Annotated in this window: 17 protein-coding genes; 16 read left to right on the top strand and 1 reads right to left on the bottom strand. The window is 73.4% G+C overall.

Annotated elements, in window-relative coordinates; translation table 11 throughout:
• The first annotated feature begins 40 nt into the window (after positions 1-40).
• The 15 genes from ACWC94_RS10000 to ACWC94_RS09930 all read left to right on the top strand — a co-directional run bounded on the left by ACWC94_RS10000 (position 41) and on the right by ACWC94_RS09930 (position 11,732).
• On the top strand, positions 41-889 hold the full coding sequence (locus tag ACWC94_RS10000; RefSeq protein ID WP_450796020.1) for an alpha/beta fold hydrolase: 849 nt from the start codon (positions 41-43) through the stop codon (positions 887-889).
• Positions 886-1,872, top strand: coding sequence for a hypothetical protein (locus tag ACWC94_RS09995; protein WP_450796018.1), 987 nt, complete (start codon positions 886-888; stop codon positions 1,870-1,872). Before ACWC94_RS10000 ends, ACWC94_RS09995 begins: the two co-directional genes overlap by 4 nt.
• Positions 1,869-2,231, top strand: a complete 363-nt coding sequence (locus tag ACWC94_RS09990) for a hypothetical protein (RefSeq protein ID WP_450796017.1) — start codon at positions 1,869-1,871, stop codon at positions 2,229-2,231. The genes ACWC94_RS09995 and ACWC94_RS09990 overlap by 4 nt, the downstream gene beginning before the upstream one ends.
• On the top strand, positions 2,232-2,639 hold the full coding sequence (locus ACWC94_RS09985) for a hypothetical protein (protein WP_450796016.1): 408 nt from the start codon (positions 2,232-2,234) through the stop codon (positions 2,637-2,639).
• Positions 2,639-3,040 (top strand): hypothetical protein, encoded by a 402-nt coding sequence (locus ACWC94_RS09980; protein ID WP_450796015.1) that lies wholly within the window; start codon positions 2,639-2,641, stop codon positions 3,038-3,040. Before ACWC94_RS09985 ends, ACWC94_RS09980 begins: the two co-directional genes overlap by 1 nt.
• Positions 3,041-3,121: 81 nt before the next feature.
• Positions 3,122-4,234 (top strand): beta-ketoacyl synthase N-terminal-like domain-containing protein, encoded by a 1,113-nt coding sequence (locus tag ACWC94_RS09975; protein ID WP_450796013.1) that lies wholly within the window; start codon positions 3,122-3,124, stop codon positions 4,232-4,234.
• 45 nt (positions 4,235-4,279) lie between these two features.
• Complete coding sequence (locus tag ACWC94_RS09970; protein WP_450796011.1) at positions 4,280-4,528, top strand: acyl carrier protein; 249 nt, start codon at positions 4,280-4,282, stop codon at positions 4,526-4,528.
• Positions 4,528-4,929 carry a 3-hydroxyacyl-ACP dehydratase FabZ family protein gene (locus ACWC94_RS09965; RefSeq protein WP_450796009.1) on the top strand — a complete coding sequence of 134 codons (402 nt, stop codon included), beginning with the start codon at positions 4,528-4,530 and terminating at the stop codon, positions 4,927-4,929. Before ACWC94_RS09970 ends, ACWC94_RS09965 begins: the two co-directional genes overlap by 1 nt.
• Complete coding sequence (locus ACWC94_RS09960) at positions 4,926-5,405, top strand: 3-hydroxyacyl-ACP dehydratase FabZ family protein (RefSeq protein ID WP_450796008.1); 480 nt, start codon at positions 4,926-4,928, stop codon at positions 5,403-5,405. Before ACWC94_RS09965 ends, ACWC94_RS09960 begins: the two co-directional genes overlap by 4 nt.
• Before the next feature lie 24 nt (positions 5,406-5,429).
• A complete protein-coding gene (gene fabG, locus ACWC94_RS09955) occupies positions 5,430-6,176 on the top strand; it encodes a 3-oxoacyl-[acyl-carrier-protein] reductase (protein WP_450796006.1) in 747 nt (248 codons plus the stop codon).
• A 64-nt stretch (positions 6,177-6,240) separates the two neighbouring features.
• A complete protein-coding gene (locus ACWC94_RS09950; RefSeq protein WP_450796004.1) occupies positions 6,241-6,861 on the top strand; it encodes a DsbA family protein in 621 nt (206 codons plus the stop codon).
• Positions 6,862-6,913: 52 nt separating this feature from the next.
• Positions 6,914-7,129 carry an MbtH family protein gene (locus tag ACWC94_RS09945; protein ID WP_450796003.1) on the top strand — a complete coding sequence of 72 codons (216 nt, stop codon included), beginning with the start codon at positions 6,914-6,916 and terminating at the stop codon, positions 7,127-7,129.
• Positions 7,130-7,356: 227 nt separating this feature from the next.
• Complete coding sequence (locus tag ACWC94_RS09940; protein WP_450796002.1) at positions 7,357-8,064, top strand: thioesterase II family protein; 708 nt, start codon at positions 7,357-7,359, stop codon at positions 8,062-8,064.
• A complete protein-coding gene (locus tag ACWC94_RS09935; protein WP_450796000.1) occupies positions 8,061-8,930 on the top strand; it encodes an SDR family oxidoreductase in 870 nt (289 codons plus the stop codon). The genes ACWC94_RS09940 and ACWC94_RS09935 overlap by 4 nt, the downstream gene beginning before the upstream one ends.
• A gap of 69 nt (positions 8,931-8,999) precedes the next feature.
• A complete protein-coding gene (locus ACWC94_RS09930) occupies positions 9,000-11,732 on the top strand; it encodes an amino acid adenylation domain-containing protein (protein WP_450795998.1) in 2,733 nt (910 codons plus the stop codon).
• On the opposite strand, the gene ACWC94_RS09925 is transcribed toward ACWC94_RS09930, so the two are convergent.
• Positions 11,729-12,280, bottom strand: a complete 552-nt coding sequence (locus ACWC94_RS09925; protein WP_450795996.1) for a hypothetical protein — start codon at positions 12,278-12,280, stop codon at positions 11,729-11,731. The two genes, ACWC94_RS09930 and ACWC94_RS09925, sit on opposite strands and share 4 nt — an antisense overlap.
• Before the next feature lie 166 nt (positions 12,281-12,446).
• Here ACWC94_RS09925 and ACWC94_RS09920 point away from each other — a divergent pair.
• Positions 12,447-17,740, top strand: a 5,294-nt coding sequence (locus tag ACWC94_RS09920) for an amino acid adenylation domain-containing protein (RefSeq protein WP_450795994.1), incomplete at its 3' end; no start/stop codon positions are given.

Genomic DNA, 17,740 nt, shown 5'->3' with positions numbered 1-17,740 from the left:
ACAGCGGGGAACCGCGAGGAACCGCGAGGAGAAGATCCCGGTGAACACTCACATCGACCTGCGACCCGTCTCCCTCGAACAGCGCACCGACGGCAACGGCCCCCGCGTCCTGCTGCTGCACGGCCTGGCCGCCAACGACACCGTCTGGGAGCGCACCCTGCCGCTGCTGCCGGACGGGTTGCGGCTGTGGACCGCCCGGCTGCCCTGGCGCACCGAGACCATCGCCGACTGGGGCGAGCAGCCCAACCTGCGCGGCCGGCTCGCCCACGCCCTGACGGGCGTGCCCGGCGGCGCCGAGGTGGTGGTCGCCCACTCCATGGCGGCCAACGTCCTGCTGGACCTGCTCGACCAGACGCAGCGGGGCGGCGTCGACGCCCTGCGCCGCTTCGGCATCCGCGCCCTCGTCCTGGTCTCGCCCTTCTACCGGGCCGCCGCCGAGGACTTCGACTGGAACACCATCACCTACTACCTCAACGACTTCCATCTGATCATGGAGGAGGGGATCCGCGTCCATTCGGACGGCCGGCTCCCCGCCGACGTCCAGCAGGCCATGGGCGTACGGGTGCGCGACCGGGTCGGCCCGCACGGCTGGCTGCGGTTCTTCGACCTCTACCTGCGCACCCCCGCGCTGGACACCGGTCGCATCACCGTCCCCACCCTGGTCCTGGGCGGCGAGACCGACTTCGCCGCCCGTCCCGAGGAGAGCCTGACGCTCGCCCGGGCCCTGCCCGACGCCACCGCCCGCATCCTGCCCGGCTGCGGACACTTCCCGATGCTCGAGGCGGCCGAGGACTTCGCCGCCGAGGTGAGCAGCTTCGTCAACTCGACCCTGGGCCTCTCCCCGCACGCGGGAGCCGCCCCCGTCCACGCCCTGGAGCCCCAGCGATGACCCTCGTCACGGACACCGCCGTCAAGGCACTGCTCACCACCGCCACCAGCACGCAGGTGCGCCCCCGCTACGAGGGCTCCAACATCTGCACCTGGATCGGCTTCAAGCACGTCAACTACCTGGTCGAGGAAGCCGTCCTGGACCACTTCCGGCAGGCCGGGCTGCCGGCGCGCGCGCTGTACGAGGAGCACGGCCTCGGCCTGGACCTGGTCTCCCTCGACACCCGCATCCTGCACGCCTTCCACATGGACGACGTCGCCGAGGCGCAGGTCGTGCCCTGGACCAAGGACGACGACACCACCCTCGGCTTCAAGGTGACCGTCCAGTTCGAGCGCGGCGGCGAGATCCACAAGGCCGTCACCTCCAAGGTCCGTGTCTCGCTGCGGATGGACACCTACCTGGAGGCGGCCGGCGAGGTGCCCGAGCAGCTCGCCCGGTTCGCCGTCTCCCGACTCGGCGACGACCTGGAGCGCGAGCCGGGCACCGCGGCCCCGGCCGAGGAGGAGATCCTCGCCGCGCTGACCGCCGGGCAGAACGCCTACGCCTGGAAGTGGAACATCCCCTACCCCTACTGCCACTTCACCGAGCGCATCCAGATGTCCGGCTACCTGAGGCTGATGGAGGAGGGCAAGGACCGCTTCGTCGCCGACCGCGGCATCTCCATCAAGACCCTGCTCGACGACCGCCGCTGGATCCCCGTCGTGCCCCGCTCCGACATCCGCATCCTGGACGAGGCCCTGATGGAGGAGGACCTGTACACCGTGTACACGGTGGAGGAGGTCTTCAAGGACTTCACGTACACCTCCCGCATGGACTGGTACGTGCTGCGCGACGGCAAGCTGGTCAAGACCGCCACCGGGCGGATCGTGCACGGCTACGCCCTGATCGAGAACCGCAGGGACTGGAAGCTGGTGAACTTCGACCAGCACGTCCTCGACGCCCTGCACGGGTCCGCCCCGAACGGCAAGGCGCCGCAGGCGTGACGGAGCAGGCGCTACACGGCACCGACTGGGAGAGCAGCGCTCCGCGGCTGCTGCTCATCGAGAGCCAGAGCGGCACGGCCGCGGACACCGGATTCCGGCGCGACGCGGTCACCCAGGTGATCACCGGGCAGTCCGCCCTGCTCTTCCTCGTCCAGGACGGCGTGGTGCTCGCGGTGCCGGGCAGCGACGCCGACCTGGACCGGTTCCAGAAGGAGGGCGGGGTGCTCGCGGCGGACAGCTTCTCCCTCGCCCAGCACGGGCTGGACACCGCCGGTCTCAGGCCCGAGCTGCGCGTCGTCGGCATGGACGTGGTGGCGGGCTGGATCCTCGACCCGGCGGTCCGGGTGGTGTGGCACTGAGTGGCCAGGCAGATTCCGCACACCGATGTGCTGCTCACGCTCATGGGCGCACCGCACGCCGGTGACCAGGTCACCAGCGCGCTGCGGCTCACCCAGGCGCTGCTGGAGCGCGGCGCCGCCGTCCAGGTCTGGACGTGCGGGTACGCCACCTTGCTGACGCAGCGGGGGCAGGGCCCGGACAAGCCGCGCAACCTCGCCGAGTGGAACCGGGACTACCCGTCCCTGCCCGGGCTGGCCGAGGAGCTGCTGGACGCCTTCCCGGGCCGGCTGCACTGGTACGGCTGCCGGTTCTGCAGCGACGACCGGGGCGTGACGGAGCACCTGCCCCAGGTGGTGCTCCGCCCGCCGGCCGGGTACGCCGCGAACGTCGCCGCCGCCGACAAGACGCTGCTGATCGGAGTGATCTGATGACCGAGCGGCCCGGCGGCCGGCAACGGGTGCTGGCGATCGTGGAACGCGGCTTCCGGGGCGCCCTGGACAAGCAGTTCTTCGACGAGCTGTACCTCGCCACCGAACTGCACCGCCAGCTCGGCGGCCTGGACATCCTGCTGCGCGGCACGGCCGTCGGCTACGCGCTCGACGCACCGCCGCCCCCGGCCCTGCGCATCGGCGCACGCACCCTCGACACCCTCACCGACCCCCGCGCGGGGCTGCGCTCGCTGCTCGGGGCGGGCGTCGGCGTCTGGGTCGAGGAGCCCGCCCTCGCGGCGCTCGGCTCGCCCCGCCCGCCCCTGCCAGGCATCCGGCTCGCCCGGGACGGAGAGGTGGCGGCCCGCTGGCAGGAGTACCGGATGGTCTTCTTCCTCTGACCCGCCCCCGCCCCTCCCTGTCCTCCTCCCCCACCTTCCGACCCCTTGAGAGTTTCCGACGGAAAGGACCACGTGACGGTCATGACCACCCTCGTCACGGACACCGGCCACCCGGTGATCACCGCATGGTCGGCCGTGTCGCCGTACGGCATCGGCAGGGACGCGTACGCCGCGGGTCTGCGCGAGCGGCGCTCCACCGTCACCGGCCTCGGACCCGAACACGGCACCACTCCCGACGGCGTCGGCTGCGTCGTGCCCTCCTTCGACGTCCGCCAGGTGCTCGGCAAGAAGGGCACCCGCTCCATGGACCGGGTCACCGGTCTCGCGGTCACCGCCGCCGGGGCACTCCTCGACGACGCCGAGCGCAACCGGGCCGTGGGCACCGGCGAGGGGGCCGCGTTCACCCTCGGCACCACGACCGGCAGCGCCCAGTCGATGATGGACTTCACCCGCGACTCGCTCACCGGTGAGCAGCCCTTCTTCGTCGACCCGGCACGCTTCCCCAACACCGTGATGAACTGCGCCGCGGGGCAGAGCGCCATCTGGTACCGGCTCAAGGGCCCCAACGCGACCATCGCCGGCGGTCGTACAGCGGGCCTGCACGCCCTCAACTACGCACGCCGGCTGCTGGGTTCGGGACGGGCCCGCACCGTGCTGTGCGGGGCCGCCGAGGAGTTCTCGCAGGCCCGTGCCTGGCTGGAGCACCACTGCGGCGACAGCGCCGACGGGACGGCCCCGCCGCTCGGCGAGGGCTGCGCGATGCTCCTGGTGGAACCGCGGGCGCCCGAGGACGCCGGGCAGCCCGTGCTCGCCGAGATCCTCTCCGTCGAGCTCGGCGTCGTCCTCGACGGCACCGACCCGCGCCCGGCCCTGGTGAGCTGCCTGCGCGCGGCGCTGCGCCGGGCCGGGACCACACCCGCCGACGTGGCGGCCGTCGCCCGCTCCGGCGCGCCCGGCCGCGCGGGTGGCGCGGAGACCGAGGCGGTGCGCGAGGTGCTCGGCGCCGCGGACCCCGCCGATCTGACGCCCGCCCCGCTGATCGGCGACACGGGCGCCGCGGCCGCCGCCTTCCAGGCCGCCGCCCTCCTCTCGTACGCCGCGGACCGGCCGGAGCAGGCGGCCGGCCGCATCGGTGTGATCACCTCCGTGGACCGCACCGGCAGCGTCGGCTGCGCCCTGCTCCGGCTGCGCTGAACCCCGTACCCGCCCGCCTCCCGAAGTTCCGGAAAGGACCCGACCGTGCTGGACAAGGAAGAACTGCGCGCCCTCGTGGCGCAGGTGCTCGACGTCGACGTGACCGAGGTGACCGACGACGCCCGGTTCGTCGACGACCTGGAGGTCGACTCCCTGATGGCCCTCGAGGTCGTCGTGATCCTGGAGAAGAAGTACGGCATCAAACTGCCGGAGTCGGACCTGAAGCGGATCGTCACCCTGGAGAGCGCCTACGAGCTGCTGCTCGGCAAGCTCGACACGGCGCGGGTGGCCTGATGACCGGCGCCAGTCCGCTCGCGGGGGCCGTGGAGGTGCTGCCCGGCGACGGGGAGTCCGCCACCGCGGCCCGCTTCACGGTGGACGCCGCCGAGACCGTGCTGCCCGGCCACTACCCGGGCTTCCCGATCTTCCCCGGCGTCTGCCTCGTGGAGTGCACCCACCAGGGCGCCCTCGCCACCGCGCCGGACGGCGCCCGGGGCACCGCGCTGGCCGCCGTGGAGTCGACCCGGTTCACCGGGCCCGTCTTCCCCGGCGACCAGGTGGACATCGCGATGACGTGGAAGCGGACCGCGGACGGCGACTGGCAGTGCCGGGCCAGGCTCAGCACCCCGCGCGGACCGGCCGCGAGCGTCCGGCTGCGCTACGCCCGCCCGCCGGCCCCGGAGGCGGCGGCATGACCGGTCAGCGTGAGATCCGGGCCCGGCTGCCGCACCGCTTCCCGATGCTGCTGGTGGACCGGCTCGTCGACGTCGTCCCCGGCGAGCGGCTGGTCGCCCTGAAGGCGGTCACCTGCAACGAGCCCTGGTACGAGAAACTCGGCCCCGACACCCCCGACGAGGACTTCGCCTACCCGCCCGCCCTCCTGGTGGAGTCCTGGTGCCAGGCCGCCGGTGTCCTCGCCACCTGGGACGAGCCCAACCCGGACGTGCTGCGGGGGCAGGTGATGCTCTTCGGCGGGATGACCGGTGTCGCCCTCCACCGTCCGGTGCTGCCCGGCGAGGTCCTGGAACACCGCGTCCGGCTGGACCGCAGGATCGACGACACCGTGCTGTTCGAGGGCGAGTGCCGCTCCGCGGGCGAGCCGGTGATGACCGTGGAACGCATCGTCATGGCCTTCCGCCCCGCCTCCGCCCTGCGCCCCGACGGCGTCTGACACGCACTCACGAAAGAGACATCCATGACCGACAGCACCAACCGGGTGGCGCTCGTCACCGGCGGGTCGCGCGGCATCGGACGGGCCACCGTCCGGGCGCTGGCCCGCGACGGCTTCGACGTCGCCTTCTGCTACCGCTCGGACGACGCCGCGGCCCGCACCCTGGAGAAGGAGGGCGAGGAGCACGGCGTGCGGATCGCCGGCACCCGCGTGGACGTCGCCGACGCCGCCGCGGTGCGCGCGTGGGTCGAGGCGGCCGAAGCGGACCTGGGTGACCTCGACGCCGTCGTCACCGCCGCCGGCATCACCCGCGACAACCCGCTCGTCCTCATGGCGGACGAGCAGTGGCGACAGGTGATGGACACCAACCTGGACGGTGTCTACCACGTGTGCCGTGCCGCGGTCTTCGGCATGATGAAGCGCCGCCGCGGCGCCGTCGTGAACATCTCCTCCGTCGCCGGGGTGTACGGCCACGCCACCCAGAGCAACTACTCCGCCTCGAAGGCCGGGATCATCGGTTTCTCCCGGGCCCTGGCCAAGGAGACCGGACGCGCGGGCATCCGGGTCAACGCGGTCGCCCCCGGCTTCATCGACACCGACATGGTCGCCGAGATGAACGACCAGGCCCGCAAGGAAGCCCTCGCCGCGATTCCGCTGCGCCGCATGGGCACCGCCGAGGAGGTCGCCGACCTGGTCGCCTACCTGGTCTCGGACCGGGCCGCCTACATCACCGGCGCCGTGCTGCAGATCGACGGCGGCATCACCATCTGAGCCCGGAACCCGGACCCCCGGATCCCTCGAACCACCCTTGTTCTCATGACAGTTGGAGGCGGTGATGGCACGACGCGGACCGCGCTGGTACTTCTCCTTCCGCAGCCCCTACTCCTGGATGGCCTACCGGGACCTGCTCGACCACTACCCGGACGTCGCCGACCGCATCGAGTGGCTGCCGTTCTGGGAGCCCGACCAGCCGGCCCTGGACGAACTGGAGCGCGGCAACGTCAAACTGCCGTACGTCCCCATGTCGAAGGAGAAGCACCTGTACATCCTCCAGGACGTGCGCCGCCTCGCTCGTGCGCGCGGCCTGGAGATGGTCTGGCCGGTGGACCCCGCACCGCGCTGGGAGGTCGCGCACCTCGCCTATCTCGCCGCCGAACGCCTCGGCGCCGGACGCGCGTTCATCGCCGAGACCTACCGGGCGCGCTGGGAGCTCGGCGAGGACATCTCCGACCCCGGCACGGTGCGCCGCATCGGCCGTGCCCTCGGCGTCGATCCTGAGGTGCTCGCCCTGGCCCACCAGGACCCGGAGATCCGGGAGCACGGGCTGGCCGCACTGGACTCCCTGCACCGCGACGGCGTCTTCGGCGTGCCCTTCTTCATCTCCGGGTTCGACAAGTACTGGGGCGTGGACCGGTTGCCCGACTTCGTCGAGCAGCTCCGCGCCCGCGCCAAGTGACCGGCGCCCCCACCGCCGTCCGGCACACCCTCACGAAAGGAACCGAACGACCATGGCCACCAACCCCTTCGAGAACGACGACGCCCGCTACCTGGTGCTCGTCAACGCCGAGAACCAGCACTCCCTGTGGCCGGCCTTCGCCGAGGTCCCGGCCGGCTGGACCGTCGTGCACGGCGAGACGGACCGGCAGGACGCCCTCGCCTACGTCGAGGAGCACTGGACCGACATGCGGCCCAAGTCGCTCGCCGACGCGATGGACGCCGCCTGACCGCCCCGTGCCGGACGGGGCGGCGGGCGTGGCAGCTATCTGCAACGCCCGTTGCCCCGGCCGCCCGCCGATGACAGCGTGGCAGCCGAGCCGCTGCCCGGCAGGGGCGGCGACGGGCCGCGCCCGGCCGTGACGCCGTCCGGCCCGTGACGGAAGCCGTCCGGCCCGTGACGGAAGCCGTCCGGCCGGTGACGGGAAGCCGTTTTCCCCAGAAAGCGATGCCGCTGATGACCCACTCCCTGTTGTGCCTTCCCTTCGCGGGAGGCGGCGCCGGTTTCTACCGCGCCTGGAGAGACCTCCCCGACGGTGCTCCGCGCATCGTCCCGCTGCAACTGCCCGGGCGAGAGGAACTGTTCACCGAGGAGCCCTTCCACGACGTGGCCGACGCCGCCGACGCCCTCAGCCGGACGGCCGCCGAGCAGGCCGGCGGCGGACCGGTCGCGCTGTTCGGGCACAGCCTAGGCGCGGTCCTCGCCTTCGAACTCGCCCGGCGCCTGCAGCAGTCCGCCGACGTCGACCTGACCCACCTCTTCGTCAGCGGCTCGCCCGGGCCCTGGACCGGCCGCAGCCGGCACGCCACCGGCCTCGACGACGACGAGTTCCTCGCCCGCGTCCAGGAGTTCGCCGGGTACGAGCACGACGCCCTCGCCGACCCCGACATGCGCGAGCTGCTGCTGCCGTTGCTGCGCGCGGACGTCGAGATGCACGAGAACTACAAGGGACCGGACTCCGCCGAGCCCCTGCGCGTGCCCGTCACCTCGCTGCGCGGCGCGGACGACACCCTGGTCACCCGGGCGCAGGCCGAGGAGTGGCGTGAGACCACCGGTGCGGCCTTCCGCGTGACCGAACTGCCCGGTGGCCACATGTACCTCACCGAGTCGCCGCTGCCCCTTCTCGGCGCGGTCGCCGAAGCCCTCGCGGGCCCGCGGTCATGAGCACCGCGACACACCCGGGCACGGGCACCGCCACCGGCACCGGGCAGCTGACGGGCAAGGTCGCCGTGGTCACCGGCGCCGCCCGCGGTCTCGGCCGCTCCTGCGCCGTACGGTTCGCCGCCGAAGGAGCCGACCTGGTCCTCGTCGACGTGGCCGGGGACCTGCCCGGCGTGCCCTATCCGCTGGGCAGCGGCAGCCAGCTGGAGCACACCGCCGAGCTGTGCCGCGCGCAGGGCGCCGCCGTGGTCACCGCCGCCGCCGACGTCCGCGACCACACGGCCGTCGACGAGGTCGCCGCCCACGCCCTGGACCGCTTCGGCACCGTGGACGTGCTGCTCAACAACGCGGGTATCGCCGCCCCCTCGGGCAAGGCCGTGCACGAGATCGCCGAGGACGAGTGGGAGCTGATGGTCGGCATCGACCTCACCGGCGCCTGGCGGATGACCAAGGCCCTGGTACCGGCCATGATCGAGCAGCGCTCCGGCAGTGTCGTCAACGTCGCCTCCACCGCCGGGCTCGTCGGCTACCGCCACTTCGCCGGTTACGTCGCCGCCAAGCACGGCCTGATCGGCCTGACCAAGGCCGCCGCCCTCGACTACGCCCCGTTCCGGGTCCGGGTCAACGCGCTGTGCCCCGGCTCCGTACGGGACGATCCGCTGCACGAGGGCCGGATGCTCGCGGAGATCGCCCGCTCCCTCGACGTGGACGTCGACGAACACGAGGAGATCTTCGTCCAGTCGCAGCCGATGAACGCGCTGATCGAGCCGCGGGACATCGCCGGGGCGGCCCTCTGGCTGGCCGGCGACGACTCCCGCCAGGTCACCGGAACCACCCTCACCGTCGACGGCGGCTTCAGCGCCCGCTGACCCCCTGCCCGCCCGCCCCGGCTCTCCTCCGCCCACCGCCCTTCCGTCTCGTACCCCAGGAGTCCGACCATGTCCCGAACTCAGGCCGCGTCCTGCCACAGCCTGGTGGTCCGGATGCCGGGCCCTGTCGATGCCGCCGAACTGGAGCGGCGCCTGCGCGCGGGCGTTCCGGAGAGCCGGCCGGAGCTGGCCGGGCTGCGGCTGTGGGAGGAGCCCGCGCCGCCGGACGCGGACGACCCGGCCGCCGCCCGCGCGCGGACCGCCCGGGAGGCGGCCCGCCCGCTGCGGGCGGGCGGACCGGCGCTGCGTGCCGTGCTGCTGCGGCACCGCGACGGCGACGCCGACCTGGTGCTGGTGGCCCGCCACGACCTCGCCTTCGGCACGCCCGACCCGCTCGTGCTGGCCGACCGCACCGGGGCCGGGAGCGCCGACGGTCCGGCACCGGCCGGAACCCCGGCCCCGGAGTGGGGCCTGGGCGACCCGGCCTCGGCCGGACGCGCCGGCGAGGTGCCCGTGCCGTTCGACGGCCGGGTCCCCGCCGACGAGGCGCTGCTCCTCGCGGCCGTCGCGCTGGTCCTGGCCCGCTACGGCGCCGGCGAGCAGGTCGACGAGACGCTGAGCGCCGCGGACCACGTCGGGGCGTGGCGGGAGCGGGCGGCCGGGCCGGCCGGCGCACCGCACCAGCTGTCCGGCATCGGCGTCCTGGTCGAGGACGCCCGCCCGGGGCAGCGGCACGTGCCGTACCTCGCGCCGGTGTTCCCCGGACTGCTGCACGTCACCCGCCGTCCCGACGGCACCGCCACCGCGACCCTGTACCACGACCACGGGCACCTGGCCGCCTGCGTCGCCGAGCGGTTCGCCGCCCATGTCGCGCACGTCGCCGCGCAGTTGGCCGACCGGCCCGACGACGCCCTGGACACCGTCGAACTGCTGACGCCGCAGGAGACAGCGCACGTGCTGCGCCTCGGTTCCTCGCCCGCCACCGGGAGGCCCGGGGCCACCGGCCGGACCGTGGACGGCCTGTTCGCCGAGGTGGCGCGCGCCCGGCCCGACGCCGTCGCCGTCACGGCGAAGGACACCAGCCTGACCTACGCCGAGCTCGACGCCCGCGCCGAACGCACGGCCGCAGGGCTCCGCGCCCTCGGTGTCGCCCCCGGCTCCATGGTCGGCGTGGCCCTGGAACGCGACGCCGACCTCGTGGTGACCCTGCTCGGGGTGCTCAAGGCGGGCTGCGCCTACGTGCCGATGGACCTGCGCTACCCCGAGGAGCGCCTGCGCTACACCGTGGAGAACGCCGGCGCCACCGTCGTGGTCGGTGTCGAGGGCGTCTTCCCCGCACTCGACGGGGTACGGCTCGTGAGCCCCGCCGCGCTGCGCGACATGGGCGACGGCGCGGCACCGCTGCCGCCGCGGGCCGAGGACCCCGCCGCGGCGGCCTACGTCATCTACACCTCCGGGTCGACCGGCCGGCCCAAGGGCGTGGTGGTGCCGCACCGCAACGTCGCCGCCCTGATCGAGGCCACCCGCGAGGACTTCCGCCTCGGCGCGGACGACGTGTGGACGCTCTTCCACTCCAGCGCCTTCGACTTCTCGGTGTGGGAGATCTGGGGCTGTCTGCTCACCGGCGGCCGGCTCGTCGTCGTCGACTACTGGGTGACCCGGGACACCGAGCTCTTCCACGAGCTGCTGGCCGCCGAGCGGGTCACCGTGCTCAGCCAGACCCCGTCGGCCTTCGGCCAGCTCGTCGAGGCGGACCGGCGCGCCGGTGCCGGCCTCGCCGTCCGCCTGGTCGTCTTCGGCGGCGAACCGCTCGACGTGCGGATGCTCGCCCCGTGGTTCGCCCGGCACTCCCCCACCGCCTGCCGGCTGGTGAACATGTTCGGCATCACCGAGACCACCGTCCACGTCACCGCGCACACCGTGACCCCCGTGGACGTGCTCGCCGCCGGCCGCCGGGTCGGCCGCGCGCTGCCGGGATGGTCCGTGTCGGTCCGCGACCCGCGCGGCCGGCTGCTGCCGGTGGGCGCCGCGGGTGAGATCTGTGTGGGCGGGGCCGGTGTCGCCGACCGCTACCTGGGACAGCCCGAGCTCACCGCCGAACGCTTCGTCACCGACCCGTACGGCGGCGGACGGATCTACCGCAGCGGCGACCGCGGGCGGCTGCGCCCGGACGGCGGCCTGGACCACCTCGGCCGCCTGGACAGTCAGGTCAAGGTGCGCGGCCATCGCATCGAACTGGACGAGATCCGCAACGTGCTGCTCGGCCACCCCGACGTCGCGGGCGCGGCCACCGTCCTCCGGTACGACGTGCCCGGCGACTCGGCCACCGCCCGCATCGACGCCTATGTGACGCTGCGCGGCCCGGCCGGCACCGCGGACGTCCTCGCCCACGCCCGGGCCGTGCTGCCCGGCTACATGGTCCCGGCGTCGGTCACCGGGCTGAAGACGATTCCGCTGACCATCAACGGCAAGGTGGACACGGCCGCCCTGCCCGCACCGGCGCCGACGGCCACGGCCACGGCCACGGCCACGGCCACGGAGAGCGTGCCGGACGAGTCCTCGCCGACCGCCGGTGACGCCGATCCGCTGGCCGACCGGATCCTGAAACTGTGGGCACACGAGCTGAACGCGGACGTCACCCGGGAGGACAACTTCTTCGAACTCGGCGGGAATTCCCTGCTGGTGATCCGGATCCTGCGCCAGATGCGGGAGGAGGGCCTGCCGAAGGTCACCACCCAGGACTTCTACCGCAACTCCACGGCAGGCCGTTTCATCGAACTCGTCAGAGCCGCGCAGGCCTAGCCCGCGGCCCCCTTCGGGGGAATGTCGACCCGGCGCTTGACGGCGGACAGCAAGGCGATCCTGATGATCCCGCTCGGAATGCGGATCAGGTGCCAGTACCGCCCGAAGCTGCGCCGGGTCCGCTCGTCCGTGGCCGACACCCGGGTCTCCGTCGACAGAATTCCGTCGGCGTACCGCATATTGAAGACGACCTTCGTGCAGCCCGGTTCCGCGTAATCACGCAACACCTCGCGCATCGGGCGCCGCGGCCGTACCGGGCCGGCCTGCGAACCGATCCCGCCGTACAGCAACTCGTCGTCGGACTCCTCCAGTACGGTGTCCCCGCCCATCGCGAAGTCGTCCAGCACACGGCCGTCGGGACGCAACCGGTTCCGGGTGAACGCGAGGAAGAAGCGGGCCACGGGAGCCTCCCGCCAGGTGATCTCACGGGCGGCGCGCAGCACTTCCTCGCGCGGCGCCGACACCGCCACCCAATGCCGTTCACGGAAATGCCATTCCGGCATGTGACGGTCTATGAGAGTGGTCGCTGATTCCGTCTCGTCGCTCATGTGCCGACGCTAGCACGCGTACCCGCCCCGGCGGTTGGCAGCTTTCTGCAACCGTCGTTGTCGCTGGCTGAAGAGCGCTGTTAGACATGATGCGGCCGTGGTGTTCGGAAATTTCGATCGCGCGACTTTTCCATGATTTCCATCAACGTATTGAGGGTGAGTGGCTGTGTCCGACCTCCGGAGTTCCCTGCTGCCGCTGACCGCCGCCCAGTCGGGTGTCTGGTACGCGCAGCAGCTGAATCCGCAGAACACGATCTTCAACACGGGTGAATTCCTGGAAATCAGCGGCCCGGTGGACGCGGCGCTCCTCGAGGAGGCGCTGCGGCACGTCGTCGCCGAGGCCGAGACGCTGCGCCTGCGGTTCCAGCCGGCCGAGGACGGGCCCGTCTCCCGGATCGTGCCCGCCGCCGAACTCGACTGGTCCCTGCACGTCGTCGACGTCAGCACCGAGCCCGACCCCTGGTCGGCCGCCCGTGCCTGGATGGCCGAGGACTTCGCCCGGCCGCTGGACACCGAACACGACCAGCTCTTCCTCTTCGCGTTGTTCAAGCTCGCCGACGACCGTCATCTCTGGCTGCACCGCTACCACCACCTGCTGGTCGACGGCTTCACCGTCAACCAGGTGGCCCGCCGCACCGCCGAGGTGTACTCGGCGCTCGTGGCCGGCGAGCCCGTGCCCGCCACCCCGTTCGCGCCCCTCGCCCAGCTCCTGGACATCAAGGCCGAGTACCGCGGCTCGGAGCGGTTCGGCACCGACCGCGCCTACTGGATCGACCGGCTCAAGGACTCCCCCGAGCCGGTCAGCCTCTCCGGACAGCAGCCCGCCCTGGCCCGCTCGCTGGCCCGGCACACCGCCCACCTCTCCGGCCCCGACACCCAGCGGCTGCGCGACCTGGCCGGTGACGTCGGCGTCACCTGGCCGCCCGCGCTGACCGCCGCCGTCGCCCTGTGGCTGCAGCGGCTCACCGGCACCCCCGAGGTCGTCCTCGGCCTGCCGGTCTCCACCCGCCTCGGCCGCGCCGCCCGCAGTGTCCCCGGCATGGTCTCCAACGTGCTGCCGCTGCGCGTCGCCATCCGGCCCGGAACCACCGTCGGCGAACTGCTGCACCAGGTCTCCGGCGAGATGCGCTCCGCCATGAAGCACCAGCGCTACCAGTTCGAGGACCTGCGCCGCGACCTCGGCATGCTCGCCGACGACCGCCGTCTGGTCGGACCGCACGTCAACATCATGATGTTCGACTACGACGTCACCTTCGGCGGACACCCGGCCACACCGCACAACCTCTCCATCGGCCCCGCCGACGACATCTCGTTCATCGTCTACGACCGCGGCACCGGCTCCGGACTCCAGATCGACTTCGACGCCAACCCCGACCTGTACGCCGACGACGACCTGCGCGCCTACCAGTCGACGTTCCTCGACTTCCTGCACCTCCTCGGCACCGCCGGCCCGGACCAGGCCGTCGACACCCTCGCCCTGGACACCACCGGCCTGCCCGCCCGCCGCACCGCCCCGACCGCGGACACCACCGGCACCGCAACGGCCCCCGCCGCCGCGCCGCGCGCCCCGCGCACGCGCGAGGAAGAGGCCCTGTGCCGCCTGTTCGCCGACGTGCTCGGCCAGGACCTGGTCGCCGTCGACGACAACTTCTTCCTCCTGGGCGGCAGTTCACTGCAGGTCACCCGTCTGGTCAGCCGTATCCGCAAGGAACTCGGCGCGGAACTCACCCTGCGCACCGTCTTCGAGAACGCCACCGTCGCCACCCTCGCCGAGGCCCTCGGCCTGGCCGCGGCCCCGCGCCAGGCGCTCACCCCCCGGCCCCGCCCCGAGCGGCTGCCGCTGTCCGCCGCGCAGAACCGGCTGTGGTTCCTCAACCAGATGGACACCGGCAGCGCCGCCTACAACGACGGTCTCACCGTCGACCTCACCGGCCCCCTGGACACCGGCGCGCTGCGCGCCGCGCTCGCCGACGTCGTCACCCGGCACGAGAGCCTGCGCACCGTCTTCCCCGTCCACGAGGGCACACCCTGGCAGCACGTCCTCGACCCGGCCGACGCGCGTCCCGAGCTCACCGTCACCGAGGTCGCGGACCCCGCGGCCCTCGACACCCTGCTCACCGCCGCCGCGGCCCGCGGGTTCGACCTGGCCGGCGAGATCCCCGTACGCGCCCACCTGTTCACCCTCGCCGCCGAACGGCACGTCCTGCTCCTCGTCGTCCACCACATCGCCGGAGACGGCTGGTCGGTGGCCCCCTTCACCCGCGACCTCAGCCACGCCTACGCGGCCCGGCTGACCGGCGGCGCGCCCCGCTTCGCCCCGCTGCCCGTGCAGTACGCCGACTACACCCTGTGGCAGCGGGACGTCCTCGGCGACGAGAAGGACCAGGACAGCCCGCTCGCCCGGCAGATCGCCCACTGGACGCGGACCCTCGCCGGCCTGCCCGAAGAACTCGCCCTGCCCACCGACCGGCCCCGCCCCGCCGTCGCCGGGCACCAGGGCGGCCGGATCTCCTTCCGCCTCACGCCCGAGATCCACCGGCGGCTGATCGCCGTCGCCCAGGACAGCGGCGCCACCGTCTTCATGGTCGCGCAGGCCGCCCTCGCCGCCCTGCTGCACCGCCTCGGCGCGGGCGACGACATCCCCGTCGGCACCGTCATCGCCGGCCGCACCGACGACGCCCTCACCGACCTCGTCGGATTCTTCGTCAACACGCTGGTGCTGCGCACCGACGTCTCCGGCGACCCCACCTTCGCCGAACTCGTCGACCGGGTCCGCGACACGGACCTCGCGGCCTACGCCCACCAGGACGTGCCCTTCGAGCGCCTGGTGGAGATCCTCAACCCGGTCCGCTCCCTCGCCCGGCACCCGCTCGCCCAGGTCACCCTGGCGCTCGAGGACAACGCCGCACCCGTCCTGGACCTGCCCGGACTGACCACCACCGCGCGCCCCCTGCACACCGACACCGCCAAGTTCGACCTGTCCTTCCGGCTCGGCGAACGCTTCACCGACTCCGGCGCCCCGGCCGGCGTCGAGGGCACCGTCGAATTCGCCCGCGACCTGTTCGACGACGACACCGTCCGGATCTTCGCGGACCGCTTCCTGACCCTGGTCGACGCCCTCACCGCCGACCCCTCCGCCCGCGTCGGCGCCGTCGACGTCCTCACCGGCGAGGAGCGCGCCCGCATCCTCACCGAGTGGAACGACACCGCCGTCGAGGTCCCCCACGCCACGACGACCGAGCTGTTCGCCCGGCAGGTCGCCCGCACCCCCGACGCGACCGCGCTCGTCCACGAGGACACCACGCTCACCTACCGCGACCTCGACGAGCGCGCCGCCCGGCTGGCCCGGCTGCTCCGCGCGCGCGGCGCCGGCCGGGGCAGCCGGGTCGCGGTCGCCCTCGGCCGCGGCACCGACACCATCGTGGCCCTGCTCGCCGCCATGAAGGCGGGCGCGGCCTACCTGCCGGTCGACCCGGCCTACCCCGCCGACCGGATCGCGTACATGCTGGACGACGCCCGCCCCGCGCTCGTCGTCACCACCACCGCCCTGCAGTCGGTGCTGCCCGAGGACGGCCCGGCACGCCTCCTCGTCGACGCCGAACCCCTGCCCGCCGAACCCCTCCCGGACACCGCCCTCCTCCCGCTGGACCCGGCCTACGTCATCTACACATCGGGCTCCACCGGCCGCCCGAAGGGCGTCGTCGTCAGCCACACCGGCGTCGCCAGCATGGTCGTCGCCCACCTGACATGGTTCGGGGGCGGCGCCGGCCACCGCGTGCTGCAGTTCTCCTCCCCCAGCTTCGACGCCTCCATCTGGGAGATCCTCACCACCCTCCTCAGCGGCTCGGCCCTCGTCCTCGCGCCCACCGAGCGGCTCGCCGCCGGCGAACCGCTCGCCGCACTGCTCGCGGAGCAGCGCGTCACCCACGCCACCTTGCCGCCGGTCGTCCTCGCCGCCATGGGCGAGGCACGGCTCCCCGACGGCATGACCCTGGTCACCGCCGGCGAAGCGCTCTCCGCCGAACTCGTCGACCGCTGGTCCCACGACCGCCGCATGGTCAACGCCTACGGCCCCACCGAGTCCACCGTCTGCGCCACCATGAGCGGCGACCTGCGCCCGGGCACCGGCCTGCCGAACATCGGCCGCCCCATCACCAACACCCGCGTCCACGTCCTGGACGGCGCCCTGCGTCCCGTCCCGCCCGGTGTCCCCGGCGAGCTGTACCTGACGGGCGCCGGCCTCGCCCTCGGCTACCTGGGCCGGCCGGGCCTGACCGCCGAGCGGTTCGCCGCCGACCCGTACGGCGCCCCCGGGGCCCGTATGTACCGCACCGGCGACCTGGTGCGCTGGACCGCCGACGGGGAACTCGACTACCTCGGGCGCGCCGACGACCAGGTCAAGATCCGCGGCTTCCGCATCGAACTCGGCGAGATCGAGTCGGTCCTCGCCCGTCACGACACCGTCGCCCAGGTCGCCGTCCTGGCCCGCGAGGACCGGCCCGGCGACAGACGCCTGGTCGCCTACGTCGTCCCGGCCGGCACCGACCCGGCCGACCCTGCCGCGCTGCGCGCCCACGTCGCCGCCGCGCTGCCCGACTACATGGTGCCCGCCGCCGTCGTCGTCCTCGACACGCTGCCCGTCACCCCCAACGGCAAGCTCGACCGGCGCGCCCTGCCCGCCCCCGACTTCGCCGGTCTCAGCGAGGGCCGCGCACCGCGCACCGACCGCGAGCGGGCGCTGTGCGCCCTGTTCGCCGAGGTCCTCGAACTGGAGCGGGTCTCCGTCGACGACAGCTTCTTCGACCTGGGCGGCCACTCGCTGCTCGCCACCCGCCTGATCAGCCGCGTCCGCACCGACCTGGGCGCCGAGCTGACCGTGCGCGCCCTCTTCGAGGCGCCCACCGTCGCCGCGCTCGCCACCACCCTCGACGCGGCGACGGGTGCCCGGGCAGCCGTACGCCCACGCCCCCGCCCCGTCGAGATCCCGCTCTCGCACGCCCAGCGCCGCCTGTGGTTCCTCAGCCACTTCGACGGCCCCAACGGCACCTACAACCTCGGCCTGTCCCTGCGGCTGCGCGGCACCGTCGACCCGGCGGCCCTCCAGGCCGCCCTGACCGACGTCACACGACGCCACGAGGCGCTGCGGACCCTCTTCCCCGACACCGACGGCCACCCCCGCCAGCTCGTCCTGGACCCCGCCGACCCGGCGGCCGAGCCCGTTCTGCACCGCGCGCGGATCCCGGCCGGCGACCTCGACGACGCGCTCGCCCGCGCCGCCGGCCAGGGCTTCGACATCACCCGCGAACTCCCCGTCCGCGCCCACCTGCTGACCATCGCCCCCGACGACCACGCCTTGCTGGTGGTCGTGCACCACATCGCGGGGGACGGCTGGTCGATGGGCCCCCTGGCCCGTGACCTCGGTGAGGCCTACGCGGCACGGCAGGCCGGTACGGCACCGGC

This window comes from Streptomyces sp. NPDC001135 (assembly GCF_053598395.1).
Note: the sequence above shows the minus strand (reverse complement) of the source record. Positions and strands in the feature narration are given on the sequence as shown.